The organism is Shewanella waksmanii ATCC BAA-643 (assembly GCF_000518805.1).
GTDB lineage: Bacteria > Pseudomonadota > Gammaproteobacteria > Enterobacterales > Shewanellaceae > Shewanella > Shewanella waksmanii.
The window spans coordinates 1-24674 of record NZ_JAEH01000026.1 but is presented as its reverse complement, the minus strand read 5'-3'; the positions used below and the strand labels follow the sequence as shown (position 1 = coordinate 24674).

Genomic DNA, 24674 nt, shown 5'->3' with positions numbered 1-24674 from the left:
ATACTTATGTGCATTCCGTTGTTTCGTTTCACTCCTAACTGAAACTGAGGTTAGCAAAAGATTAGCAAGTCCTCAAAGACGAATGTCACAAAAAGTGCATGCTTTATCATCAAATTAACTGCCAAATACCTTATACACCAACACTTGTACCGTTTTTTAACATTTGATCAAGACGGGTGCAAACTTTAGCCAGCTAAATTAACGACATTTGATTGGAGGTCAATTCACTGAAATTTAGTTTCAAAATTGAGAGCACAGGATCAGCAATAGGGCGTATTTGTTTCTGTAAGTAATATTCATAGTCCAATGCAGTGCGCCGATAATCGACTGGTTCAGCACCGTTCAACGTCATCACGTAAGTAATTTTTGCCCCTTTTCGCAAATAACTATCATCACCACTGACTTCGCTGGCGATAGTAGCCGCTTTTACATGGGGCACTGCCTTTGCAGTATAGTCTTCTGCATTGCGCCTTAAGCGCTTGCTAAAAACCAATTTGCTATCTAGCTCGCCATTGACCAGTGCTTTAGCAACCGATTTCAGGTAGTCAACGGGATCTTGTTGAGTAAACAAGCGCTGATAAAGTGCAAGTTGTACCTCTTTAGCTAACGGACTCCAGTCACTCCTAACCTGCTCCATCCCCTTAAAGGTCAACTGCAACTCATCGTTATCATCGTGATAGGCACCTACATAACGCTTCTTAGAGCCTAGCTCGCTGCCCCGCAAAGTTGGCATTAGAAATTGCTCGTAGTGCTGCTCAAACTCTAGTTCCAAGAAACTGGGCAATTGAAAATCATCGTTAAGGACTAAACTCCAACGTCGATTGATTTCTTCGACCAGCTCGTTAGCTAATTGCGCAATCTTACGTTTATCGGTTTCATCTTCAATCCACACAAAGGTTGAATCTGTATCGCCATATATAACCTTATAGCCTAGTGATTCAATCCAAGCTTTAGTCTGCTGCATTATTTGATGGCCGCGAAGGGTAATTGAGCTCGCTAACTTTGCGTCATGAAACACACAACCTCTTGACCCCAGCACACCATAAAGCGAGTTCATTATGATCTTTATGGCCTGGGACAGAGGGCTATTGTGGTCACGTTTTGCTTGTTCTCGCTTATAGGTAAGCTCGGTGATTAACCCAGGCAAAATCGGGGATTTGCGACTAAATTTCGCGCCTAAGAACCCCTCAACAGCGGTATCGTTGTCGCAACCTAGGCCTTCAACCAACCCTTTGGGGTCAATCAAAAAAGTTCGAATAATGGATGGATAGAGACTTTTAAAGTCCAGCACAATAATATTGCGATACAAACCAGGGATAGAGTCCATCACATAACCGCCCGGACTTTCAATGCCATCACTTGCAGGTGCACTGGGAGCCACATAGCCGGAGCGATGTAAATGGGGAAGGTATAGGTTGTTAAAGGCTGCAACGGAAGCCCCAACCCGCCCAAGCTCTAGCCCTGTCATTCGGGCGCGCTCTAATGCAAACTCAAGTAAGTCGGTGGTTTTAAATATATCCCATACCAAGCGACAATCCGTTAAATTGTAGTAAGCCAGCGACCATTTATCGTGGGCAAACATATGGCTGATTTCGCCAGCACGATTGCTGACATTGTGAATGGCTTTGCCCTCGCCTAACAGTTGCTGCGACACATTCTCAAGCGAGAAACTGTCAAACTGATAAAAAGCGGCTTTCAACCAATCGATACCATCAAGTACGACTCGCCCGGGTAACACCAACGTTTCCGGTCTAAACTTATCAGCCACTTTCCAGCTTAGCCTTGTACCACCGCGACCCAAAGTGAGTGGGATATCTAACTTAAGAGCTCGGCGATAAAGTAGCGCTAGGTCAAAAGTGACCACAGCCCAGCCAATAATCACATCAGGATCATGGGCTTGGAACCAACGCAGCAAAGCCAGAATTAACTGGCGCTCGCCATCCACTAATTCAACATGTTCATGTAGTTGCTGATACTGGCCGTTATCAGCTGGTTTTTCCAACGCCATCGAACGCTGTGGATCCACCATAATGATATGTTTGAGTTCATCACCGTTACTTGCTTGACCAAAAAGTGCCACACTGTACAATTCACCCGACATCGCACATTCAAAATCTAGTGATACGATGCTCATCGCAAGCGTAATATCTGTTTTCCTTGCTCGCTCAATCTGCAATCTCGGTAAAGCCGACATTGGCGCTAACCTTGCGCCGACAATTTCTATATCTAAAGCAATAAAGCGTTCAATTAAAAAACGATGCTCTGCGCGAATATCACTTTCAAATAACTCTATTCCTATATCCGTTGCACCGCGGATCACCGCTCGATGCATCGCCGCATTCTTACTATAAATGGCACAAACAGGCTGCGAGGCAAAACTCTTAAGTGCCACGGGTTTGATGCTTACGTGATGGCAACCGGGTAATTGACTGACCTGATGAGCCTGCTCTTGACGACAAAAACACACTAAATCCACATTCGCTAACTCGGCGCGCAGTGGTCCATCCTTAGTATTGATATAAAAATGCAAATCACTACTGCCGTTGGGCTGCTGCACAATATGTCGAGAAAGAATACGACCTTGAACTTGAACAACTTCAGCGGCGGTTGCAATTAATGTGTCACTCAAATGAGTCGATTCCTACTAGGTGGTGTGGCTAACAATTACGAACGATTGGGTAAATAAATCGCCAAATCCGAGATTTCACTTCTTAGGCTAAGTAATCACTGTTATTATGTACAGCTCTATTTATCTGCTTTGTATTCTTAAATGCTAACGGCTAACGTTAAAACTCAAATTCGTACCATATATAAAGACATCGCCAGCGCCTTGCCGAATTTCCGTTCACGCCGAGAGCAAAACTATATCGTCGCAGAAATATCTAAAACTCTCGCGGGTGAGTACGACAAACACCGACGCATCATAGTCGTCGAAGCTGGCACTGGTATCGGTAAATCTCTTGCTTACATATTGGGTTCTATTCCGCTTGGCTTAGCCAGTAAGAAAAAAATCTGCATCGCCACTGCTACCGTTGCATTGCAAGAACAACTGCTAAATAAAGATTTACCATTTTTTCTGCAGCATTCGGGGTTAGACTTCAGTTTTGGGTTAGTGAAAGGCAGACAACGATATGTGTGTCTAGCCAAATTAGATATGCTCATTGGTGGCGATGACGGCACCCAGATGGCCATGTGGCAAACGAAACCTGACACGAGTCAAGTGGAAGAGTTACAGCAACTGAAAAAAGACTTTCACGAAGGCCGCTGGAATGGGGAGCGGGATACATTGACCACACCCATCGCCGATCACCTTTGGCAACAAATCGCCTGTGACAAACACAGCTGCCACCGCCAGTTAGCAAGTCATCGTCAATGCCCATTTCATAAAGCCCGAGAGGATATTGATAATTGGGATGTACTGATTGCTAACCATAGCTTGTTATTTGCCGACTTAGAGTTAGGTGGCGGAGTGATTCTGCCTGAGCCCGAAGATCTCTACTACATAATTGACGAAGCACATCATTTACCAATTGTCGCACGGGATTTCTCAAGTGCACAGTCGACTTTGCACGGTGCAATTGACTGGCTGGAGAAAATTAATAAGACCAGTGCCAAGTTGCAAAACCAGCTTAAAAGTACCCATATCATTGCGCCATCACAAGCCATGCAAGACCATGTTGGTGATTTAACCACTCAGCTTAATCAGGTCGCGCAGTACTGCGATAGCCAACAAAGCCGTTTCGACAATCCAGAAAACCGCATACGTTTCGAACACGGAAAATTGCCAGAAGTGTTACTGCGCTCGGCAGAAAACCTTGCCACCAGCTCAAATCAGGCACTGAAGCAATTTAACAAAATGTTAGTGCTACTCAATGAAGCGATTAAAGACGGTGAACTCCCCAAGCATCAATCGGAGCAACTATTAAGTGAAACCGGCTTTATGCTCCAACGGCTAGAGAACTTAACCAAGCTGTGGAAGATGATGGCCAAAGAAGACAACAGCAAAGGTGCCCCCATGGCTCGCTGGGTCGAACAGCTAACCGGCAAACAATCGGACTACCTGTTTAGTGCATCACCCATTGAAGTTGGCTTTATGCTGGAAAACCTGTTGTGGGAAAAAGCCGCTGGCGTAGTGCTTTGCAGTGCCACCTTACGGGCACTCAATAACTTTAATCACTTTACCCACCAAGTAGGTCTATCTATTAATGATGGTAGCCGCTACTTAGCCATGGATTCTCCCTTTGACTTTGAACAAAACGCCACCTTGTTTATCCCAAAAATGCGCACTGAGCCGACAGACGATCGCTATACCGATGAGTTAGCCGAGCAGATCTTAATGCACATAGAAGGCGAGCAAGCCACTTTGGTGCTCTTTGCCTCGTATTGGCAAATGGAAAAAGTAGCAGACATTGTCAGACCTAAAGTCGATAGCCAAATATTAATCCAAGGTGAGTTATCTCGACAGGAGATCCTGCAGCAACATAAACAAAAAATAGACGCTGATAAGGTCAGCATAGTCTTTGGAACGGGTAGCTTTTCTGAAGGACTTGACTTACCCGGTGACTATTTGACCAATTTAATTATAACCAAGCTACCTTTTGCAGTGCCAACTTCACCAGTTGAACAAGCTCATGCCGAATACATAAAGATAAAAGGTGGAAATCCATTTTTACAACTTACAATTCCTGATGCATCGCGTAAACTAATTCAGAGTTGTGGTAGATTGCTACGTAAAGAGCAAGATTACGGGCGCATCACCATTTTGGACCGCCGGCTAGTGACCAAACGGTATGGCAAGTCATTGTTAGATGGCTTACCACCCTTTCGCCGCGTAATAGAGTAGGAAAATATTTGGAGCTTTTATTAGAACCTAGCAGCTGGGCTATCTTGGTTGCTGTGGGTTTTTTCGCTGGATTTATTGATGCTGTCGCTGGCGGCGGTGGACTGCTATCTATTCCAGCCCTTTTGTCTCTTGGCATCCCGCCGCATTTAGCGTTGGGTACTAACAAGTTGGCCGCCAGTTTTGGCTCGTCAATGGCGGCATTGACCTATTATCGTCAGCATTTATTTAATCCCAAATTTTGGTATCACGCTACCATCGCCACGTTTTTTGGCGCCATTGTCGGCACTTTTGCAGTCTATTTAATTAATACTCAGTGGCTTGAGAAATTATTGCCAATACTCATTATTGCCATTGCGCTTTACACCTTACTCAACCCCAATGCCATGGGATGCAAAAACTGTTCTCCACCGACTAAAGCCCCCCAAAAAAATAAGCAGTGGCTGCAGGCTTTCCCCCTGGGTTTCTACGATGGCTTTGCCGGACCGGGCGTTGGCGCCTTTTGGACCATTAGCAGCACTTCAATACATCAGTTACCGATACTACATAGCTGCGGATTAGCCAGAGCGATGACACTCGTTAGCAATCTCACGTCTTTAGTCGTATTTATTATTCTTGGTCAAGTGAACATCATGATTGGCTTAAGTATGGGTATTTGTATGATGATAGGTTCATTTGTTGGCGCACGTACCGCCATTAAATTTGGCATACCCTTTATCAAACCACTATTTATTACCGTGGTGGTGTTAATGGCCGCCAATTTGGCATGGAGCGCGTGGGTATGAACAATGCCGACTTAGTCAGACGTTTAAGGGTTCAACTCCAGCAACTTGAACAAGAAGTGCTGCAACATGACAGTCACCTGCCCGCTAGCCAAAGTAAACTAATGCAAGATACTGAACGATTTAACGACCAGTTATTTTATCAGTCAGGCGCCCAATTGGGCCCGTGCATTATGCAGATTAGCAAGAATATTGCACACCTTGAGAAAATGCTCAAAGGTAAGATATCAAACAATACCATCTTATTAGCCTGCGAGCAGATACAAGATCGCTTTACCGCCGTTAAGCGCGCGATGAATACCACCGATATTGACGTAAAAGCAGCGCAACAAACTAAGGCATCGCGAATTGCTAGGGCAAAAAAAAGGCGACAGCAGTCACACTCTGAAAGCGGCTTCAATTGGATTGCTGCTGGAGTCATGCATAATAGCCATCAAATGTATGATGAATTGAAAAAACATCATAACTGGGTATCAAAGTTCGAACAGAAAATTGAAAGTTTGCAAAGTCAATTAGAAAGCTGTCATAGTGCTGACAAAATTGCGTTGCAAAATGAAATACTTTTAGTTCATCGCCGCTTAGGAAAATGTCGTCAAGCGATTAGCTATATCGAAGATCGCATTCAAGCATTCGAACGTCCATATAAGAGTTACAATCGTTAAGGAGCAACAATGAAATCTCTATTACCAATCACCGCTATCCTCGCATTGCTTGGTGCATCATCGGCTATGGCAGCCAATTTATCTATTCCAATGTCTTTTGAATATTTGGCCGTTGATGGTAAAAAAATAGACACTAGCCTATTCAGTCATCAGTCAGATCTCGACCTTAGCGAAGGCTCGCATAAAATTGCCATTCGTTACCATGATATGGTGCAAGATGACTTTAGTGATAGCGAAAGCTTTATCAAATCTTCACCTTTCATCGTTACCATTGATGTCGATGGCGACTACAACTACACATTATCCCCAGCTGAAGGGGTTGTGAAACGTCCGAAGTCATTCGCCAAGGCACCACAAGTGGTGATTACCCGTGAAGATAAAGGGAATGTGAATTATAAAATAACCCAAACTGACTACACAGAAGAGAGCTTCTTCGACAGCTTATTCTCTAGCAGCAATAATAACCAAGATATCGATACCGTTGCGGCTGCAGCCACAGGCGCTGCAGTGGCGGGTCAACCAACCGCACCGGTTAGTAAGCCTAAGCCACAAAGCGCAACGGTTGCTGCCACTGCAACAACAGCGGCGGTTGCTACAACGCCAGCTGCCACCAGTCCTAAAGCAAGTGGTGATGCCACTCATGCAGAGCAGATGCTGCAATATTGGTGGTTACAAGCAGATGAAGCAACCCGTAAAGAGTTCATGAGCTGGGCAATTAAACAGCTGTAGTATGATCCCTTTGGTATACCACGCCAGCTACTCTCAGCTGGCGTTACCCAAACAGCACCGATTTCCGCAAACCAAGTACCAATATTTACAGCAATATTTGTTGTCCCAAGGCATTGCCGAGCCCCATCAATTTTTAGCACCAAAAGCACTCGACCCACAGGTCCTATCTCAGTACCATGCGCCAGACTATGTTGAACAGGTATTAACCCTGCAACTCGCCAACAGTCTCACTAAGCGGATCGGCTTCCCACAGACTAAAGCCATTGTCGATCGCAGCTGCTATTCGGTAGCCGGCACTATCTTGGCTACCCAACAGGCATTGCAACACGGGATCGCGATTCAACTCAGCGGCGGTTATCACCATGCGCATTATGACTTTGGTAGCGGCTACTGTATTTTTAATGACCTCATTGTTGCCGCCAAAGAGATCAACCAGCAGTATGATTATAAAGTGCTGATTTTCGACTGTGATGTGCACCAAGGTGATGGTACTGCTGCCATGGCCCAAGACAATGAGCAAATCATTACCTGCTCGGTGCATTGTCAAAGTAATTTCCCAGCCCGTAAGCAAGTATCAGATCATGATATCGGACTTGAAGATGGCTTAGGGGATGATGCCTACGTGCAGACTATCGATGCGGTTTTTCGTTATCTGGTGCAACTACATAGGCCAGATATGGTGATTTACGATGCCGGAGTCGATATTCACCAACAGGATGACTTAGGTCGCTTGTCTGTTTCAACAGCGGGTATTCTTGCCAGAGATATAGCAGTACTCAACATAGCGAAAAAACAGCAAATACCCATTGCCTGTGTGATTGGAGGCGGATATAGCAAAGACCCGCTAGAATTATCTGTAAGGCACAGTCAACTTTTTATTGCCGCCAATCAAATATGGCTGCAAACTGAGAGTTAACCAGCCCAATAACTAGACCTCATGGAGTGATTATGCAATTAGAGATCCGAAACTATTATGAAGTGCTACTGATGGAGTTATTGTCTGATGAAGGACTGTTAGATGAGTTACCAGAAGATTACCTTGCCGATTTATGTTGTGTGACACTCAACCAGCTACCTGTACGCTATATTCGTCACTTGGTTGATACCTACTTCTTTGAAGACTATAACGAACTCAAGCAGATGAAAGAAGAGATCCAAACAGCGCTGGAACGTTCGCGCGCATTCCTAAAAGCAAATATAAAAAAGGAACAGGAATCAATTTAACGCTTACATGTCATAAAGATGACTATAAGATAATAGAAATATGGGGAGTCGAAATTTGGAGGCTCCCCTAGAGTCACACATTGACTATGTAAGCCACATGAGTCGCCTGCTGCGGTTGCTCCCTTCCGGGCCTGGCCGAGTTCACAAGTTATCATTGCAGGACGAGTAAGCCCCTTTAACTACTTCAAAAATGAACTAAATCGAATTTGTACTTGGAGTTTTGGAGGTTCCCCTAGAGCCACACCCCGGCACATGAGTCGCCTGCTGCGGTTGCTCCCTTCCGGGCCTGGCCGAGTTCACAAGTTATCATTGCGGGGGGACCCTAGGGTCACCATAGATTCTTAAACAGATTACTGCTTAAGACGGCGAGCATTATCTACTAAGGTCGCCAAGCAATCAAGTGATTATCACAGCGAACAAACAATTCAGGTGTTGTTTGCTGAATCTATAAACAAAAGCCCTATCAAAAGGGCTTTTTAGGTGTAGCAGTCTGCTACAGTTTAATATTGGCGCGATTAGTCTCAATAAATTTACTGCCAATCCCTTTCACATTTGCCAGCTGATTAATATCAGTGAACTGCCCGTTTTGACGACGATAATCAATAATGGCCTGCGCTTTCACCTCACCTACCCCTTTGAGGGCTGCAAGTTGTGATAACGTGGCAGTATTAATATTAACGGTTTGGGCTACAGCGGCATGTTGTGTGGACTCAAGGCTTTCCTTAGCCACCACACTAGGTGAAATAACAGACGCGGCAGCTATCGCCGCTAACAAAAGCAAGCTTTTCATAGTATCTCCTTTATATTCCTTTCATAGTCATGTGGCCGGCGATCCTTCTCCTTGGCCACATTAATAAGGTAGATCAAGCTCAAACAAAGCGCCAGTTTTTGATTGCAAACATATTACATCCGCAAAAAACCAGACCAAGATCACACTATCGTGTTGTGTAAAAATTCCAAAACCTGACCTCTCACTAGCGCTAAATTACCAATTTGAAACCAAAGCTGATCGACGATCACCGCAAGAAGGTGACACGGGTCACGCACCAACCCAAAAGAGTGACAAGTATCTTATTAAGCTTTTGTTTATATGAAATAAAAACTACAAAATAAATCGTTTTGCTAATCGTAGAGGCTGGGATAATGTTGGCCGTCAAATAATAAAAAGGAGCCCTACATGTCGTTGGATGCCGCACAAGAAACTGCCAATAGCAGTGTGACAACACAGCAGAAAAAGCTAATCATCTTATTCGCTGATATTGCTTTATTTGTATTGCTATATAACTTCCTGCCATTCGAACCTGGAGTAAACACAGGGCTATCGATTCTTATTTTTGCTGCGATTCTTTGGTTAACTGAAGCAATCCATCTCAGTATTACGGCGATAATGATTCCTGTACTCGCCGTGCTACTAGGCGTATTTGAAACTAAAACCGCAATGGGCAATTTCGCCAACCCCATTATCTATCTATTTTTTGGTGGTTTTGTGCTCGCGGCAGCCTTGAATCATCAAGGGATCGACAAGCTAATAGCACAGCAAGTGCTTATCGCATCAAAAGGTAAGTTGAGCCTAGCTTGTATGTTTCTGTTCGGTATCACGGCGCTACTGTCGATGTGGATCAGTAATACCGCCACAGCAGCTATGATGTTACCGCTAGCACTGGGTATTTTGCAGCAACTTGATTTTAAAGAGCATAAGAGCACTTACCTATTCATGTTATTGGGTATCGCTTACTCCGCCAACATAGGTGGCATCGGTACCTTAGTCGGTAGTCCACCAAACGCAATTGCGGCTGCACAAGCAGGTCTAAGCTTCAGTGATTGGTTAGAGTTTGGCTTAATTACCGTCGCACTCATGTTGCCGGCGATGCTATTAGCGCTCTATCTATTTTTTAGACCCAATTTAAGTATTACCTGTAAGATTGAAAGCCAGAACGAAAAGATGACTTTATCTGGCAAACTCACTTTGCTGGTCTTTTTGACCACAGTTTGTTGCTGGATTTTCAGCAAGCCTATCTCAGCGGCATTAGGCGGGATCGCTCAGTTTGATACCGTAGTGGCGTTAAGCGCCGTTGTGGTATTGGCCGGCCTAGGCTTGGTTGAATGGAAAAAGATTGAGAAGACTACTGATTGGGGCGTGCTAATCCTGTTCGGTGGTGGTCTAACCTTAAGCGCTGTGCTAAAAGCGACCGGTACCAGCGTATTCTTAGCCCATTGGGTTACCGATATATTTGGTAACACCCATATGGCACTATTTACCCTGGCAGTGATTTTCTTTGTGGTTATGCTTACTGAGTTTGCCAGTAACACTGCCAGTGCTGCGCTGCTTGTTCCGGTATTCGCCGCTATTGCAGAAGCACTAGGCTTATCACCCATCATGTTGTCTGTACTGATTGGTATTGCCGCGTCTTGTGCCTTTATGTTACCTGTCGCCACACCGCCTAATGCGATTGTTTATGGCTCCGGTTATATTAAGCAATCTGAGATGATGCGTGCCGGTGTGATTATTAACTTCATCAGTATGCTGGTGCTTTATGTTATCTCTCATACTTTCTGGAGCTTCTAGATCATAGAGCTCGCCTCGGCTATCTAGATAAATCTCGCAATCAAAACTAAAAAGCGCCTTACGGCGCTTTTTTTATTTAAAATGCTTGGGCTAAATCCGCTATCAAGTCCTCACAATCTTCAAGACCGACCGACAGCCTTAATAAATTATCAGTGATCCCAGCCGCTTGGCGCTCCTCGGGGCTGTAAGGTGAATGCGTCATCGAAGCTGGATGCTGAATCAGAGACTCCGCATCGCCTAAACTTACAGCAATAGTCCACAATTTAAGTCGATTAACAAACGCAATAGAACCTGCTAAATCTTGTTTCAATTCAAATGCGATAACGCCGCCAGCTTGTTTCATCTGTTTGCCGAGCAATGCATGGCCTTTATGGGTTTTTAAGCCTGGATAATAAACTTTGTCGACCAATGGGTGGTTATCCAAATATTCAGCGATTTGGCCTGCGCTACTGCAATGGCGACTTAAGCGTACATCTAAGGTTTTCATGCCGCGCAAAATTAGCCAAGCGTCACGGGGGGAGAGTACCCCGCCAAAGTCTTTTAAAACTTCATATTTGGCCTTGTCAATCATCTCCTGGCTGCCACATACCATACCGGCAATCACATCACCGTGGCCATTGAGGTATTTAGTCGCACTGTGTATCACCATATCAGCGCCCAACTTAAGTGGTTGCTGCAATAGCGGCGTCATAAATGTGTTATCAACGACAGTAGCTACACCATGCTCCCTGGCTAAAGCAGTCAGCGCAGCGATGTCAAAAACATCCAAGTGAGGATTCACAGGCGTTTCAAAGAACAGCACTTTGGTCTGCGGTGTTATCGCTGCGCTCACCGCCGCAATATCTTTGCAATCAACCAAGCTTACCTTGACGCCATAGCGCGGTAAATGTTCGGTCATAAACGAGTAAGTACAACCATATACAGCGTTGGAAGCCACCAAATGGTCCCCTTGGCTTAGATAGCTTAGTAGCGCCGTTGAGACTGCTGCCATTCCAGAAGCTGTTGCCGCTGCCGCTTGAGCGCCTTCAAGCACGGCTACCTTACGCTCTAGTTCACTCGTGGTGGGATTCCCAAGCCGAGTATAGATATATCCAGGCTCATCACCAGCAAAGCGGCGACCGCCCTGCTCTGCGCTGGTGAAGGTAAAAGTGGCACTTTGGTATAGCGGACTGACAAGGGCACCCGACGGGTCCTTTTCATGCCCGGCGTGCACAAGCTGAGTCGCTTGTTTCCAGCGATCTTGCATAGGTTTTCTCCAAGGTCTTGTTGCTCGCCTATTGTTTATTGTGATGGTGGCGAGTGAAGACTAACTTGGACTGTGTAATGATATGAGTAAACCTAACCTGCACATTTTTCAACTAGGAGTTTGTAAAATCTTTGTTACGTTCGGTGCTCTTGCTAAGCACTACCGCTGAGAAATCTCGCAGCTCACTGAGTAATTCACGATGAATTTGGGTAAGCTTAGGCCGCTTAGCTTCGCTAAATGCCACGGGCCGACATAACGCCATGGCTTGATATCCTAAGCGAGCCGTTAAGATGCCGCCACCCATACCTTGAGCAAGTCTTGCAGAAAGTTTGCCCGTCATTTCAACTGACAATAGCTGAGTGCCAATATCGGTGACAATTTCACTGGTTCCGGCGTAGATAATATTAACGATCACAGCGCGGATGAGTTTAATCCGGCTCCAATAACCCAGCGTAATGCCATAGCTGCGCGCAATGTCATATATCATGGTTTGATTGCGCCACAAAATAATCGCCATATCTAACATCGCCACAGGACTCGCGGCTAAAAGGAGTGCTGATTCGGTGGCGTACTTGTGAACAAGTTTCTTGGCGACCAAATCGCAAGGCTCTATCACAGTACGCTCAAACAACATGATCCGCTCGGCATCATTGTGTTCTTCTCGCACGTTTTGGGCATAGGCCATACGATTATCAACGGCTTGACGTTGTAATAAAGCATCAATAAATGGTTCTGCCTCGCCCATTTGCATGCTTTGGGATAACCGCTGACTAATCAGCTGATTATCTTCAACTTGCTTGAGCTGTTTGAGTTGTCGCCACTCTTTCACAGCAATTGTTGAGGCCCAACTCACAACAATAGTGACGACCGTTGCGTAAAAGCCAAATAGCAGGCCACTTTGTTGCCAAGCGCCGTACAAAGATAAAAATAGCTCAACAAAAATCAAACTCGTCACTGAAAGCAGCGACAGTTTTGCCAACAGTGACCACTTACGCTTTTGCGGTTTTAAAGTGGCAATAGGTTGTTCTACATCAGCGACAATGGCTTCTATGCTGCTGTCATCGAGCAGCTCATCATTGTCAAAATGGCTTGCCGCTTTTAGGGTTACCTCTTGCTGAGGTTGATGCTCAAATACTTTAGCGGCCTTAATCGGTTCATCACTCATAAGAGATAGCCTTGTTACACCAGCTTATCGCCAGTTAGATACTGTAATAAATGATCTAGACGGACATGCTGTAGCATTGTTTGCTCGTCAATATCACTGGGCGGAGCAAATTGCCTAAAATCAAATCCTTGTTGTTGCCAAAAATGGCTATCAGGCAATTGTTTTGGCACATCACCTGGGTACAGAGTTAATGGCTTGTTCGACCCAAGCTCCGTCCCTGTCACCACCTCAATTTGTTGTCCATCTTGGCGCACCATACCTGATGTGGTGGCTTTGATAGCACTGATAGCCATGGTCTCAACTTCACAGCCATCAAACTTGGCTTTTTGCTGACTTTGCTTGACCAACTGGGTTAATAGCGCCAATACATTACCTTGCTGGTCGCGGGTGACATGGTCTACTTTACTGGCGGCAAATAGCAGCTTATCAATGCGAGGGGAAAACAAACGTTTCAGCAGATTTGATTGGCCAAACTTAAAGCTCTCCATAATTTGCTCTAACGCTTGGGTCATATCATCAAACTGTGCCTTGCCATTATTTAGCGGTGTAAAGCAATCAACCAGTAAAACTTGTCGGTCAAACTTAGCAAAATAGTCACGATAAAAAGGCTTTACCACTTGTTTGGTGTAGGCTTCATAGCGTTGTTTCAGCACGTGATACGTGGAGCCTTTATCCGACGCTTCTAATTCTGTTAGCGCAATGGGACTCAGGCCCAATAACGGAAAAAAGGCCAGTACCGGTGTGCCAGCATATTCGCCAGGCAGCAACATTCTGCCTGGTTGTGCATGATAGAAACCGTGCTGTTCAACCACATCTTTTAGCACTTGTTGGTAAGCATCCGCTATCTGTTGCAGCGCCTGCTCATCGGCACTAGCGGTCAAAGATAGCTTATCAAGTAGCGCTTTAAATTCGCCATAGTGAGTACTCACTGAAAATGTACTGATTTGTTCTGACTGCTTTAATGACCACTGCACATAATCGAGTTTCAGTAACGGTAAATCCAATAGCCATTCACCCGGGTAATCAACAATATCAAGATACAAGGTGGCACTGTCGGTAAGCTTGGCAAGCAGGCCCCGCGCTGGTTGGTATTTAATCGCTAAGCGCAGTTCACTTATATTGCGTGTCGAAGCTGGCCACGCAGCGGGGCTTTGAGTCAACGATGCCATCGCCTGTTGATAATCAAAGCTGGCAATGGTGAGATCCGGCTGCAAACAACGCTGTACTCCGAGTAAGCGTCCTTCTCGTGCAACATGCCATAGCGGGAGGTTATTTGCCTCGCCAGTATGACCGCTATTAAGTAGTTGATTGACCAGCCCGGTAATAAAAGCGGTTTTGCCCGCACCTGATAATCCGGTCACGGCTAGCCGAAGATGGCGATCCGAGGAGCGATGCACAATGGATTGAGTTTGCTGTGAGAGCTTTTTGAATGACTGCTTGAAATTGCTCATTGGCTTACCGAAACGATTAAGGGCGGTTTACACCGCCCATTGAAAGGATTTATAGATTATTAATTTCTCTTTTAAGATCGAAGTTATCCGATGTAACATGCCTTTCAATATTTTGAAGTCGAATTTCTATTGCACGAAACTGACTACTGACATCTCTAAGCGCTGCTCTGGCGGGCTCCCCTGCTTGCCAAACTTTCTTCTTAACTTCTATCTCTTTGTATTCAGACTTAGTGCTATTACTGAGTGGTTTAATATCCAAGATCATCCATAATGCTATGTATAAAATCAGTACTATCCCTGAGCCACCAAGTAAGAATATCGATACCGCTACCACTCTAACTAGCCAAGTTTCAAAATTGAAGTAATCTGCAATCCCTGCACATACTCCGGCAATTTTACCTTGCTGAGGAATGCGGTATAAGGTTCTTCGATTATCTTCCGTCATCTCGGCTCCTCCATTGTGGTGCTTCGCTGTCTAAAATCGCTTCCAATGTATCGATGCGTTGGGCCATTTTATCGGCTTTAGCAATTAACTCATTGAGCTGGGTATACTCTTCATCAGTGAGTCCCTGGCTCACTTGGCGCTTACTGCGATAATGCAATATGAGCCAAATCGGTGCCACGATAATCATGAAAATAATAATCGGGGCTATCAGTAAATCCATATCCATAACTCACCTCTGAATCGTTGTTATTTAGTTTTCGCTTTTGGCTTAGCTTGGCTACCCTTAACCTTCGCTTTCAATGCTTCTAGTTCAGCATTAACAGAATCTTCAGCTTCTAAAGCGGCAAACTCATCTTGCAGTGTTTTCTTGTTACCAAGGTCATAAGCTTCAACTTGTGATTCAAGACCTTCAACACGACGCTCGTATTGTTCAAACTTGCTCATGGCATTATCAATCTTGCTTGAATCTAACTGACGTTTAACATCTAAACGAGAGCTTGCAGTTTGCTTGCGCATGATAATGGTCTTTTGGCGAGCTTTAGCGTCAGCTAACTTCTCTTGTAGCAAGTTAACTTCCTCTTTAAGGCGCGCAATCTGCTCTTCAACCACGACTAGCTCTTGTTCTAGTGTTGCAGCCAATTCGCTAGCTTTTTGCTTTTCAACTAATGCCGCCTTGGCTAAATCTTCGCGACTTTTCGATAGCGCAAGTTCAGCTTTATCTTGCCAATCTTGAACTTGTTCTTGCACTTTACCAATGCGACGAAGAATCTCTTTTTTCTCAGCCAGTACTTTGGCCGACGTTGAACGAACTTCAACTAACGTGTCTTCCATTTCTTGAATGATAAGACGTACCATTTTTTCTGGATCTTCTGCTTTATCTAGCAGTGCGCTGATATTTGAGTTAATGATATCTGCGAAACGAGAGAAAATTCCCATAATGTTGTCCTCAATTTATAATGTTGGTTTCGAAAGTAATTAATACATCTTCCGTGCCAACTTTTACAAATCCTTTATTATCAACGGTTAAACCTAGATTTTAACTTTTTCTTTATTTTATTAACAGAGCCATTTATTATTATTTTCACCAATTATTAGTGTGAAAGACTAAAAAATAAAGTGGCTAATCAATTTCAGCAAGACAATCTCATCGGACAATCGAACGCGTTACTCGAAGTCCTTGAACATGTTTCGAAAATCGCGCCGCTTTCTAAGCCGGTGCTCATCATTGGTGAGCGCGGCACAGGTAAAGAGCTAATCGCTGAGCGACTACACTATCTTTCTAAGCGCTGGGATCAAAGCTTTATTAAGCTTAATTGCTCTTCCTTAAGCGAAAATTTACTTGAAAGTGAATTATTTGGCCATGACGCTGGCGCCTTTACTGGGGCGAGCAAGAAGCACGAAGGTCGGTTTGAACGAGCAGATGGCGGTACGCTGTTTTTAGATGAGCTTGCTAATACCTCAGGCCTTATTCAAGAAAAGTTACTACGTGTTATTGAATATGGTGAGTTTGAGCGAGTCGGTGGCAGCAAAACAGTACAAACTGATGTGCGCTTAGTATGCGCAGCTAATGAAGATTTACCGTCATTGGCCGAAGCTGGCGAGTTTAGAGCCGATTTACTCGACCGCCTTGCATTTGATGTGATCACCCTGCCACCACTTCGTCATCGTAAAGAAGATATCATGCCGTTGGCTGAATATTTCGCCGTTGGCATGGCTCGCCAATTAAAGCATGAGTATTTTGAAGGGTTCTCACCGGCCGCCATTGAGCAGTTAATGGATTACGCTTGGCCGGGCAATATTCGTGAACTTAAAAATGTCATCGAGCGCAGTGTCTACCGTAATACCGATTTAGATGCCGCCATTGATGACATCGTCATTGACCCCTTTGCCTCACCGTTTAGGCCAACAAAGCGAGTTAAAACCCTATCACGACAGGCCCCTAGTGATAGCAACAATGAGTCGCCAATCGAATCGGTACCTGAAAGCACACCACAGCCAAGTGCCAAAATCAGCTTCCCCCTTGATTTTAAAGAGCATTGCGAAAGCAAAGAGGTTGAGCTAATACAGCAAGCATTAGAAGCCGGGCAATTCAACCAAAAGAAAACAGCAGAGTTGCTCGGATTAAGTTATCACCAGCTGCGCGGTATTCTAAAGAAGTACAATTTATTGGACAAAAGCTAAACGACAGGGAACAAGAGGTTTGCTACTAGCACGAACACACTGTTAAAATGTTTTAATAAATTCAAACAATGTGCATCAATTGATGAAAGTGCTGCAAAAGCGTTTACCTCTTGGTCTGGCTCTGTGTATTAGCACCTTGCAGCTGCTTGGCTGTGATCAACAGAAACTTCCCAGTGGAATTGTTTATTGCTCAGAAGGAAACCCTGAGTCATTTAATCCACAACTGGTCACCTCCGGAACCACAGTTGATGCCACCTCGCAGCAGATTTATGATGGTTTAGTCAACTATAATGCCGCTTCAGGTGTGGTTGAACCGGCGTTAGCAACTCGCTGGAATATCAGTGACGATGGCCTGACCTATACCTTCGACCTTCGTACCAACGTCAACTTTCACCATTCTGATAACTTTACCCCAAGCCGCCAGTTTAATGCCGATGATGTATTGTTTTCATTTAATCGCATTATTGATGAAGGCCACCCGTACCACTTTGTATCGAAAACAGGTTATCCATTTTTCCAAAGTATCGGTTTTTCACAGTTAATTGATGACATTGAAAAAGTCAGTGACCATCAAGTTGCATTTCATCTCAGTCGCCCTGATGCCTCGTTTCTTGCCAATCTGGCCACCGGATTTGCGGTAATATTGTCGGCAGAATATGCCCAACAACTCAGCCAGCAAGATCAACAAGATGAGCTTGATAGACTCGCCATTGGTACCGGTCCGTTCAAACTAGTGCAATACGTCAAAAATGATTTTATTCGTTACCACCGCAACGAACACTATTGGCAAGCACAGCCAGACGCTGAAAGGTTAGTATTTGATATTACGCCTAAAAGCACTTCTCGGCTGGCCAAGTTAATCACCAGTGATTGCAATGTCTCAGCATTGCCTAAAGCGGGCGAAATCCCGGTTATTCTGGATAAAGAAGCGTTAGAGGTCGATTCACTACCCGGGTTTAATGTGGCTTTCTGGGCATTCAATACCGAGCGCATTCCGTTTAATGATGTGCGCGTAAGACGCGCGTTGGCTCATGCTGTCGACAGAGAAAATATCTTGCGCGCTGTGTACCAAAAGACCGCCGTTGCCGCCACAGGGATGTTACCGCCACCTTCTTGGGCTTATAACGCCAACGACAGTATGATTGATTACAATCCACAAAAAGCTAAAGATCTGCTTGCCCAAGCGGGGATCACCGAGCTAAGCATCGACATTTGGGCAATGCCCGTTGCGCGGATATATAACCCCAATGCCCATAAAACCGCTGAGCTCATTCAAGCCGATTTAGCCAATATTAATGTGAAAGCCAATATTGTTAGCTACGATTGGAGTGTGTTTAATCAAAAGCTATCTAGTCGTAGTTATGATTCAGTATTGATTGGCTGGAACGCCGACAATAGTGACCCCGATAACTTTTTTACCCCAATTCTTAGCTGCAAGTCAGTGGAATACAATAGTAATCGCTCGCGCTGGTGTGATAGCCAATTTGATGCGTTATTACAGCAAGCCAAGTCGATTACCGATAAACCGCAACGAACCGCGCTGTATCAACAAGCTGAACTTTACCTGGCAGAGCAAGTCCCGGTGCTGCCGTTTGCCCATGCCACACGACTGGTGTTTAAGCAGAAAAAGGTCAACAATTCAAAATTAACGCCCTTTGGTGGGATCTCTTTTAATCATTCCAGCCAAAAACCGGCCAACATGAGCACGCAGCCATGACCCGTTATTTGTTACGCCGTCTCAATCTATTTCTCGCCACCTCACTGGTGTTAATTCTGGTGTTGTTTGTTGCAACTAGCCGTTTCCCGGTTGAGCATAAGTTTGCCTTAACCGGCATTCATTCGCCCACACCAGAGCAAGTGGCACAAATCACCGCTGACTATCGGCTTGATGAGGGCAATTTAAGTCAGTTCACAGCGTATCTACAACAAAGGCTTAGCGGCAATCTAGGGGTATCAGCCACCTCTAACCAGCCGGTCTTTGATGAGCTTGTACAAGTGTTACCAGCATCGTTTGAGCTTGCCGGAGTCGCGGCGATTCTTGCCTTGCTGTGCGGCATCCCTTTGGGCGTACTGGCATCGCTGAGTAAAAATAAAATCACCCAACACAGCATCATGGCAATCACCTTAACAGGCTACTCTATTCCGGTCTTTTGGTTAGGGTTAACCTTGTCTTTATGGTTTGGGGTCGAACTCGGCTGGTTGCCCATTTCGGGGCAAATAAACCTGCTTTATGAAATCGAACCCGTAACCGGCTTTTTACTGATAGATACCCTTTTGTCAGACTCTCAATATCGAATGTCAGCGTTCACTGATGCGGTGCTGCATATTATTTTGCCGGCCATTACCTTGGCTGTTTTGCCGTTTACCGTTGTCGTGCGTATCACGCGTACAGCCATGTTAAGCATTATGGAAGAAACCTATATTAAAGCTGCGGCAGCACGAGGCCTGCAAACATCTAAAATCGTCATCCGCCATGCGCTCCCCAATGCCCTCATCCCAGTGCTAAAAAATATGGGCCTCATGCTCGGCGCTTTTTCAAGTTACGCCATGGTAGTAGAGGTGATCTTTGCTTGGCCGGGAGTAGGCGCTTGGTTGGTTTCTGGCATTTATCAGCGTGATTACACAGTTATTCAAGGCGGCATACTCAGCGTAGCGCTAATTATTATCTTTTTAAGTATTCTCATCGAAGTGATGCACACGGCTATCAATCCAATCAGTCGCAAGGAGATGTATGCCACAAGTTAACATCTACCAAGAGGACGACATCCCCTCACCTATGCGGCGTATTTGGCATGCTTTTGCCGATAATCCGTTCGCATTTGCAGGTTTATGGGTGGTTTGCGCGTTTATATTGCTTGCGGTGTTTGGCCCTTTTATTGCGCCCTATAGCGCTGAAGCACAAGACCCTAACGCCCTGCTGCTGCCTCCGTCATGGGATCCTGCTGGTACGGTCGATCACTTTCTTGGCACCGACGATTTAGGCCGCGACATTTTTAGCCGCTTACTGCATGGTGCGCACTTAACCTTTGGTATGGCGCTGGGAATCGTTTTCGCTTCACTCATTGTGGGGTTTGTCATCGGAGCCATCTCTGGCATGATGAAAGGCTTAAAATCCAGTATTTTAAGCCATCTACTAGATGCTTTACTGTCTATTCCGTCACTTTTAATGGCGATTTTAGTGGTCGCCGTGATGGGGCCCGGTTTGAGCAATGTATTCTGGGCGGTAGGTATCGCATTAACGCCACAGTTCATTCGCGCCATCCATCAAGCGGTACATGAAGAGCTGCAAAAAGAGTACGTGACGGCGGCTCGATTAGATGGTGCCAACCCATTGCAGGTTTTTTGGTATGTCATTATGCCTAATGTGTGGGATATCGTAATTATTCAAACCACCTTAGGTATCTCAGCCGCTATTTTGGATATCGCCGCACTGGGTTTTCTCAACCTCGGCGCGCAAGCACCCAGCCCTGAATGGGGCGCAATGGTGTCACAAGGCATGGATAATCTGCTTACTGCGCCATGGACCGTCACCATACCGGGTGTAGCTATTTTATGTAGTGTATTAGCGATTAACTTGGTGGGAGATGGCCTACGTTCGGCCCTATCTCCTATCAAGCACTAGAGGTTTAACGATGCCATTACTTGATATTCGCAACCTCACCATTGAACTCGATACGCCACATGGCCGTGTTAAAGCACTTGAGCGGGTGAGTTTAACTTTAAACCCTGGCGAAGTTCACGGCTTAATGGGCGAATCTGGCTCTGGGCGCAGCTTGTTAGCTAAAGCCATATTGGGCATTGGCGGTCATAACTGGAAAATCACCGCGGACCGCATGATGTGGAATGGTGAAAACCTGATGGATATGAGCACTAAGCAGCGTCGTAGCTTAATGGGCTCAGAAATCGCGATGATTTTTCAAGATCCTATTAGCAGCCTCGACCCGGCCAAGTCAGTCGGTAGCCAGATTATTGAAGCTATGCCAGACAACCCCGATATCCCATGGTGGCGTCGTGGCCAAGATAAGAAGCTCAATGCAAAGAAGTGGCTACATAAAGTGGGGATTAAGAACCCCAAAAAGGTCATGGGAAGCTTTGCTTGGGAACTCTCCGATGGTATTTGTCAGAAGGTGATGATTGCAATAGCTGTCGCAAACCAACCGAAATTACTTATCGCTGACGAGCCTACCAACTCAATGGAGCTGCGCACTCAAGCGCAGATTTTCCGCCTACTGAGTAAGCTAAATCAACTGCATAACGTATCTATTTTGCTGATCAGTCATGAATTAGACACCTTGTCACGCTGGAGCGACCGCTTATCTGTGATGTATTGCGGGCAAATTATGGAATCGGGAATTACCGCCGAAGTGATAGAGACGCCCTATCACCCCTATACCCGCGCTTTGCTCGATAACATTCCAGATCATAGCAATCCTGAATATCACAAAATGATGATGGAGACACTACCCGGCTCTGCTCCGGCGTTGCAACATCTGCCTATAGGCTGTCGTCTTGGACCTCGTTGTCCAGAGGCACAAAAACGCTGCGTGGCTCAGCCACTACTTTGCCGTAAGAAAAACCGTGAGTTTGCTTGCCATTTCCCGTATCACGAAGAGCCCTGCTATGACGACACCGCTACTAAAAGTTGATCAGCTGAGTAAGTCATTCTTTACCGGATATAAACGCTTTAAACGCCAATATAACCGCGCACTAGAGCCGATTTCATTTGAGCTCAATAAAGGTGAGACCTTAGCGATTGTGGGTGAAGCTGGCTCTGGTAAAAGTACCTTAGCTAGGGTGCTAGTTGGCGCTGAGGTGCGCACCAGTGGTGAAATTCTATTTGAAGGTGAAGCATTAGAAAGTCGCAACCTAAAGCAACGCTGTAAGTTGATTAGAATGATTTTCCAAGATCCTAACACCTCGCTGAACCCAAAACTGACCATCGGCGATCTATTAGATGAGCCGCTGAAGTTTAATACCGAGCTAAATGAAGCTGAAAGACGTAAACAAGTCATTGATCGCTTAAGAAAAGTGGGTCTACTGCCTGAACACGTAGATTTTTATCCGCATATGATTTCAGAAGGGATGAAACAGCGCGTTGCCGTAGCACGCGCGCTGATGCTTAACCCTAAGATTATTATTGCCGATGAAGCCCTAACCGCGTTAGACCTGTCAGTTCGCTCGCAGATATTAAACTTACTATTAAAATTGCAAAAAGAGATGGGTCTATCTTATATCTTCGTCTCGCATAACATGAATATTGTGCGTCAGTTCAGTGATAAAGTGATGGTGCTACACAATGGTAAGATGGTAGAAAAGGCCACCACCAAAAAACTATTCTCGGCACCGGAACACGAATACACCCAGCGGCTAATACAAGAGCAAGAAATGTTCTCTTACAAGCGCTAAACTGCTCCAACCACTGCGAATATAAGATCCAAATACTAAAAAACATGTGCCATTTAGGCGTTGTTTATTTATCCTTATGACACTTTTTTAAGAGAAGCGAAAAACATGATAATCAAACCTAAAACACGCGGCTTTATCTGTACAACCACTCACCCAGTTGGTTGTGAAGCCAACGTACTTGAACAAATAAACATAACTAAAGCCAATGGCCCAGTTCACAACGGCCCTAAGAAAGTCTTAGTTGTTGGCTCTTCAAGTGGTTACGGACTGTCATCAAGAATCGCCGCAGCATTTGGCAGCAACGCCGCCACTTTGGGCGTTTTCTTTGAAAAACCAGGAACAGAAAAAAAACCGGGTACTGCAGGTTGGTATAACTCAGCGGCATTCGATAAGTTTGCTAAAGCAGAAGGCCTATATTCAAAAAGCTTAAACTGTGATGCTTTTAGCCACGAAACGAAGCAAAAAGTCATTGAGATGATTAAGCAGGATTTGGGTCAAGTGGATATGGTGGTCTACTCATTAGCCTCACCTGTGCGTAAGCTACCCGATAGCGGCGAGCTGATCCGCTCTTCTCTAAAACCTATCGGTGACACCTATACCGCCACCGCGGTAGATACCAATAAAGACTTAATAATCGAAACCAGCGTTGAACCAGCAACTGAGCAGGAAATTCAAGACACCGTAACGGTAATGGGCGGTCAAGACTGGGAATTGTGGATGCAAGCACTCGCTGAAGCTGGCGTGCTCGCTGATGGCTGCAAAACTGTAGCTTACAGCTATATTGGCACAGAAATCACTTGGCCTATCTACTGGCATGGTGCTCTTGGTAAAGCCAAGATGGATTTGGACCGTGCTGCCCAAGCGTTAAATAGTCAGCTTGCCACTAACGGCGGTAGTGCCAATGTTGCAGTACTTAAAAGTGTTGTAACCCAAGCAAGTTCTGCAATCCCAGTGATGCCGCTGTACATTGCGATGGTATTTAAAAAGATGCGCGAAGCCGGTCTCCATGAAGGTTGTATGGAACAAATTAACCGGATGTTCACTGACCGCCTCTATCGTGCCGATGGTCAGGCTCCAGCAGTTGATGAAGCTAACCGTCTGCGCCTTGATGATTGGGAACTAAAAGATGAAATCCAGCAGCACTGTCGTGACCTATGGCCTTCGGTTACCACCGAAAACTTAGCTGAGCTGACCGACTACCGTGAATACAAACAAGAGTTCTTGAAACTGTTTGGGTTTGGTGTAGATGGCGTCGATTATGAAGCAGATGTTAATCCGGAAGTGAACTTCGACGTAGAACAGCTATAAAATAGCCATTACAGTTATTAATTAACCAGCTGTAATTGAAAGATATTTTAATTTTGAGCGCCACTTCAAAAAGTGGCGCTTTTTTTGACTAATCACTCGTGTTTCACTCCTAAGCAACTACAATAACTGCGATCAATTAACTATGAATAGGAATCACAATGAAAATCAGTGCACGTAACAATCTAGTTGGCAAAATTAAATCTATTGAAGTTGGTTCAGTAAATAACGAAGTCGTTATTGAGCTAGCACCTGGTGTAGAAATCACTTCTGTAGTAACCAAAGCATCATGTGAGCAACTAGGACTAGAAGTTGGTGGTAGCGCTTATGCTATTATCAAAGCAAGCAACGTAATGGTTGCTGTAGACTAAACTGTTAAAAATGTCTAGTCCTAAAATAGGTTGACGGTTTTTATTAAGCCAGTTGGTATTCCCAACTGGCTTTTTCATGCACCTCATTTGGGGTTTTCATTCCTAAACTAAGGTGCGGCCGTAATTGATTATAAATCTCTATCGATTCCTTGATTAAAACGCCAAGCTCTTTCATCGTTCTGCAGCGATTAAGCAAAAACTCTTGCTTCAAAATACCATTCACACGCTCTGCTTGTGCATTTTGGTAGCAGTCATATCCATCTGTCATTGATGGGGTCATTCCATAGGCTGCTAGTGCCGC

24 protein-coding genes and 2 other RNA genes are annotated in these 24674 nt (G+C 45.1%); 15 read left to right on the top strand and 11 right to left on the bottom strand.

What is annotated here, in order from left to right; all coding sequences use genetic code 11:
• Positions 1 to 193: 193 nt before the first annotated feature.
• Complete coding sequence (locus L865_RS0112295) at positions 194 to 2629, bottom strand: DNA polymerase II (RefSeq protein ID WP_245608429.1); 2436 nt, start codon at positions 2627 to 2629, stop codon at positions 194 to 196.
• A 141-nt stretch (positions 2630 to 2770) separates the two neighbouring features.
• Between L865_RS0112295 and dinG the strand changes: the two genes are divergently transcribed.
• The 6 genes from dinG to L865_RS0112265 are packed head-to-tail and all read left to right on the top strand — an operon-like array spanning position 2771 to position 8237.
• A complete protein-coding gene (dinG, locus tag L865_RS0112290; protein WP_028773517.1) occupies positions 2771 to 4843 on the top strand; it encodes an ATP-dependent DNA helicase DinG in 2073 nt (690 codons plus the stop codon).
• Positions 4844 to 4851: 8 nt separating this feature from the next.
• Positions 4852 to 5625 (top strand): sulfite exporter TauE/SafE family protein, encoded by a 774-nt coding sequence (locus L865_RS0112285; protein ID WP_028773516.1) that lies wholly within the window; start codon positions 4852 to 4854, stop codon positions 5623 to 5625.
• Complete coding sequence (locus tag L865_RS0112280; RefSeq protein WP_028773515.1) at positions 5622 to 6284, top strand: primosomal replication protein; 663 nt, start codon at positions 5622 to 5624, stop codon at positions 6282 to 6284. Before L865_RS0112285 ends, L865_RS0112280 begins: the two co-directional genes overlap by 4 nt.
• Before the next feature lie 9 nt (positions 6285 to 6293).
• Positions 6294 to 7013: a DUF2057 domain-containing protein gene (locus L865_RS0112275; RefSeq protein ID WP_028773514.1), complete on the top strand. Its 720-nt coding sequence runs from the start codon at positions 6294 to 6296 to the stop codon at positions 7011 to 7013.
• A 1-nt stretch (position 7014) separates the two neighbouring features.
• A complete protein-coding gene (locus L865_RS0112270) occupies positions 7015 to 7929 on the top strand; it encodes a histone deacetylase family protein (RefSeq protein WP_028773513.1) in 915 nt (304 codons plus the stop codon).
• A 32-nt stretch (positions 7930 to 7961) separates the two neighbouring features.
• Positions 7962 to 8237 carry a late competence development ComFB family protein gene (locus L865_RS0112265; protein ID WP_028773512.1) on the top strand — a complete coding sequence of 92 codons (276 nt, stop codon included), beginning with the start codon at positions 7962 to 7964 and terminating at the stop codon, positions 8235 to 8237.
• 74 nt (positions 8238 to 8311) lie between these two features.
• On the opposite strand, the gene ffs (L865_RS25090) is transcribed toward L865_RS0112265, so the two are convergent.
• From ffs (L865_RS25090) to L865_RS0112260, 3 genes are all read right to left on the bottom strand, one after another.
• Positions 8312 to 8405, bottom strand: an RNA gene (ffs, locus tag L865_RS25090) — signal recognition particle sRNA small type.
• Between the two features lie 61 nt (positions 8406 to 8466).
• Positions 8467 to 8563, bottom strand: an RNA gene (gene ffs, locus L865_RS25085) — signal recognition particle sRNA small type.
• Positions 8564 to 8730: 167 nt separating this feature from the next.
• On the bottom strand, positions 8731 to 9027 hold the full coding sequence (locus L865_RS0112260; protein WP_028773511.1) for a ComEA family DNA-binding protein: 297 nt from the start codon (positions 9025 to 9027) through the stop codon (positions 8731 to 8733).
• 387 nt (positions 9028 to 9414) lie between these two features.
• Between L865_RS0112260 and L865_RS0112255 the strand changes: the two genes are divergently transcribed.
• Entirely contained in the window at positions 9415 to 10803 is a 1389-nt protein-coding gene (locus L865_RS0112255; protein WP_028773510.1) for an SLC13 family permease, read from the top strand.
• A gap of 76 nt (positions 10804 to 10879) precedes the next feature.
• On the opposite strand, the gene L865_RS0112250 is transcribed toward L865_RS0112255, so the two are convergent.
• The 6 genes from L865_RS0112250 to pspA all read right to left on the bottom strand — a co-directional run bounded on the left by L865_RS0112250 (position 10880) and on the right by pspA (position 16046).
• A complete protein-coding gene (locus L865_RS0112250; RefSeq protein ID WP_028773509.1) occupies positions 10880 to 12049 on the bottom strand; it encodes a trans-sulfuration enzyme family protein in 1170 nt (389 codons plus the stop codon).
• A 112-nt stretch (positions 12050 to 12161) separates the two neighbouring features.
• Positions 12162 to 13214, bottom strand: a complete 1053-nt coding sequence (locus L865_RS23670; protein WP_037471080.1) for a YcjF family protein — start codon at positions 13212 to 13214, stop codon at positions 12162 to 12164.
• A 14-nt stretch (positions 13215 to 13228) separates the two neighbouring features.
• The gene (locus tag L865_RS0112240; RefSeq protein WP_028773508.1) at positions 13229 to 14665 is read right to left on the bottom strand and encodes a YcjX family GTP-binding protein; all 1437 of its coding nucleotides are present in this window, start codon (positions 14663 to 14665) and stop codon (positions 13229 to 13231) included.
• A gap of 49 nt (positions 14666 to 14714) precedes the next feature.
• Positions 14715 to 15110: an envelope stress response membrane protein PspC gene (pspC, locus tag L865_RS0112235; RefSeq protein WP_028773507.1), complete on the bottom strand. Its 396-nt coding sequence runs from the start codon at positions 15108 to 15110 to the stop codon at positions 14715 to 14717.
• Positions 15097 to 15336 (bottom strand): envelope stress response membrane protein PspB, encoded by a 240-nt coding sequence (gene pspB / locus L865_RS0112230; RefSeq protein WP_028773506.1) that lies wholly within the window; start codon positions 15334 to 15336, stop codon positions 15097 to 15099. Before pspB ends, pspC begins: the two co-directional genes overlap by 14 nt.
• A 20-nt stretch (positions 15337 to 15356) precedes the next feature.
• Positions 15357 to 16046: a phage shock protein PspA gene (gene pspA / locus L865_RS0112225; RefSeq protein WP_028773505.1), complete on the bottom strand. Its 690-nt coding sequence runs from the start codon at positions 16044 to 16046 to the stop codon at positions 15357 to 15359.
• Between the two features lie 180 nt (positions 16047 to 16226).
• Here pspA and pspF point away from each other — a divergent pair, with 180 nt between their 5' ends.
• The 8 genes from pspF to L865_RS0112185 all read left to right on the top strand — a co-directional run bounded on the left by pspF (position 16227) and on the right by L865_RS0112185 (position 24373).
• Complete coding sequence (gene pspF, locus L865_RS0112220) at positions 16227 to 17291, top strand: phage shock protein operon transcriptional activator (protein ID WP_028773504.1); 1065 nt, start codon at positions 16227 to 16229, stop codon at positions 17289 to 17291.
• An 82-nt stretch (positions 17292 to 17373) separates the two neighbouring features.
• Positions 17374 to 19008, top strand: a complete 1635-nt coding sequence (locus L865_RS0112215) for an ABC transporter substrate-binding protein (RefSeq protein ID WP_028773503.1) — start codon at positions 17374 to 17376, stop codon at positions 19006 to 19008.
• Positions 19005 to 20036: an ABC transporter permease gene (locus tag L865_RS0112210; RefSeq protein WP_028773502.1), complete on the top strand. Its 1032-nt coding sequence runs from the start codon at positions 19005 to 19007 to the stop codon at positions 20034 to 20036. Before L865_RS0112215 ends, L865_RS0112210 begins: the two co-directional genes overlap by 4 nt.
• A complete protein-coding gene (locus L865_RS0112205) occupies positions 20023 to 20913 on the top strand; it encodes an ABC transporter permease subunit (protein WP_028773501.1) in 891 nt (296 codons plus the stop codon). The genes L865_RS0112210 and L865_RS0112205 overlap by 14 nt, the downstream gene beginning before the upstream one ends.
• Before the next feature lie 10 nt (positions 20914 to 20923).
• Entirely contained in the window at positions 20924 to 21937 is a 1014-nt protein-coding gene (locus L865_RS0112200) for a peptide ABC transporter ATP-binding protein (protein WP_028773500.1), read from the top strand.
• Complete coding sequence (locus L865_RS0112195) at positions 21912 to 22697, top strand: peptide ABC transporter ATP-binding protein (protein ID WP_028773499.1); 786 nt, start codon at positions 21912 to 21914, stop codon at positions 22695 to 22697. Before L865_RS0112200 ends, L865_RS0112195 begins: the two co-directional genes overlap by 26 nt.
• A 105-nt stretch (positions 22698 to 22802) precedes the next feature.
• Complete coding sequence (gene fabV, locus L865_RS0112190) at positions 22803 to 24005, top strand: enoyl-ACP reductase FabV (protein WP_028773498.1); 1203 nt, start codon at positions 22803 to 22805, stop codon at positions 24003 to 24005.
• A 158-nt stretch (positions 24006 to 24163) separates the two neighbouring features.
• Positions 24164 to 24373 carry a TOBE domain-containing protein gene (locus L865_RS0112185; RefSeq protein ID WP_028773497.1) on the top strand — a complete coding sequence of 70 codons (210 nt, stop codon included), beginning with the start codon at positions 24164 to 24166 and terminating at the stop codon, positions 24371 to 24373.
• Positions 24374 to 24416: 43 nt separating this feature from the next.
• Here L865_RS0112185 and L865_RS0112180 read toward each other — a convergent pair.
• Positions 24417 to 24674, bottom strand: a 258-nt coding sequence (locus L865_RS0112180; RefSeq protein ID WP_028773496.1) for an integrase core domain-containing protein, incomplete at its 5' end; no start/stop codon positions are given.

Excerpts from the sequence above, each read along its gene's own strand:
- pspB (WP_028773506.1), bottom strand. The coding sequence starts at position 15,336 with ATGGATATGGATTTACTGATAGCCCCGATTATTATTTTCATGATTATC.
- L865_RS0112265 (WP_028773512.1), top strand. The coding sequence starts at position 7,962 with ATGCAATTAGAGATCCGAAACTATTATGAAGTGCTACTGATGGAGTTA.
- L865_RS0112250 (WP_028773509.1), bottom strand. The coding sequence starts at position 12,049 with ATGCAAGATCGCTGGAAACAAGCGACTCAGCTTGTGCACGCCGGGCAT.
- L865_RS0112215 (WP_028773503.1), top strand. The coding sequence starts at position 17,374 with ATGAAAGTGCTGCAAAAGCGTTTACCTCTTGGTCTGGCTCTGTGTATT.
- pspC (WP_028773507.1), bottom strand. The coding sequence starts at position 15,110 with ATGACGGAAGATAATCGAAGAACCTTATACCGCATTCCTCAGCAAGGT.
- L865_RS0112280 (WP_028773515.1), top strand. The coding sequence starts at position 5,622 with ATGAACAATGCCGACTTAGTCAGACGTTTAAGGGTTCAACTCCAGCAA.
- L865_RS0112260 (WP_028773511.1), bottom strand. The coding sequence starts at position 9,027 with ATGAAAAGCTTGCTTTTGTTAGCGGCGATAGCTGCCGCGTCTGTTATT.
- L865_RS0112275 (WP_028773514.1), top strand. The coding sequence starts at position 6,294 with ATGAAATCTCTATTACCAATCACCGCTATCCTCGCATTGCTTGGTGCA.
- L865_RS0112210 (WP_028773502.1), top strand. The coding sequence starts at position 19,005 with ATGACCCGTTATTTGTTACGCCGTCTCAATCTATTTCTCGCCACCTCA.
- pspA (WP_028773505.1), bottom strand. The coding sequence starts at position 16,046 with ATGGGAATTTTCTCTCGTTTCGCAGATATCATTAACTCAAATATCAGC.
- dinG (WP_028773517.1), top strand. The coding sequence starts at position 2,771 with ATGCTAACGGCTAACGTTAAAACTCAAATTCGTACCATATATAAAGAC.
- L865_RS0112185 (WP_028773497.1), top strand. The coding sequence starts at position 24,164 with ATGAAAATCAGTGCACGTAACAATCTAGTTGGCAAAATTAAATCTATT.
- fabV (WP_028773498.1), top strand. The coding sequence starts at position 22,803 with ATGATAATCAAACCTAAAACACGCGGCTTTATCTGTACAACCACTCAC.
- L865_RS0112270 (WP_028773513.1), top strand. The coding sequence starts at position 7,015 with ATGATCCCTTTGGTATACCACGCCAGCTACTCTCAGCTGGCGTTACCC.
- L865_RS0112205 (WP_028773501.1), top strand. The coding sequence starts at position 20,023 with ATGCCACAAGTTAACATCTACCAAGAGGACGACATCCCCTCACCTATG.
- L865_RS23670 (WP_037471080.1), bottom strand. The coding sequence starts at position 13,214 with ATGAGTGATGAACCGATTAAGGCCGCTAAAGTATTTGAGCATCAACCT.
- L865_RS0112255 (WP_028773510.1), top strand. The coding sequence starts at position 9,415 with ATGTCGTTGGATGCCGCACAAGAAACTGCCAATAGCAGTGTGACAACA.
- L865_RS0112200 (WP_028773500.1), top strand. The coding sequence starts at position 20,924 with ATGCCATTACTTGATATTCGCAACCTCACCATTGAACTCGATACGCCA.
- L865_RS0112240 (WP_028773508.1), bottom strand. The coding sequence starts at position 14,665 with ATGAGCAATTTCAAGCAGTCATTCAAAAAGCTCTCACAGCAAACTCAA.
- L865_RS0112195 (WP_028773499.1), top strand. The coding sequence starts at position 21,912 with ATGACGACACCGCTACTAAAAGTTGATCAGCTGAGTAAGTCATTCTTT.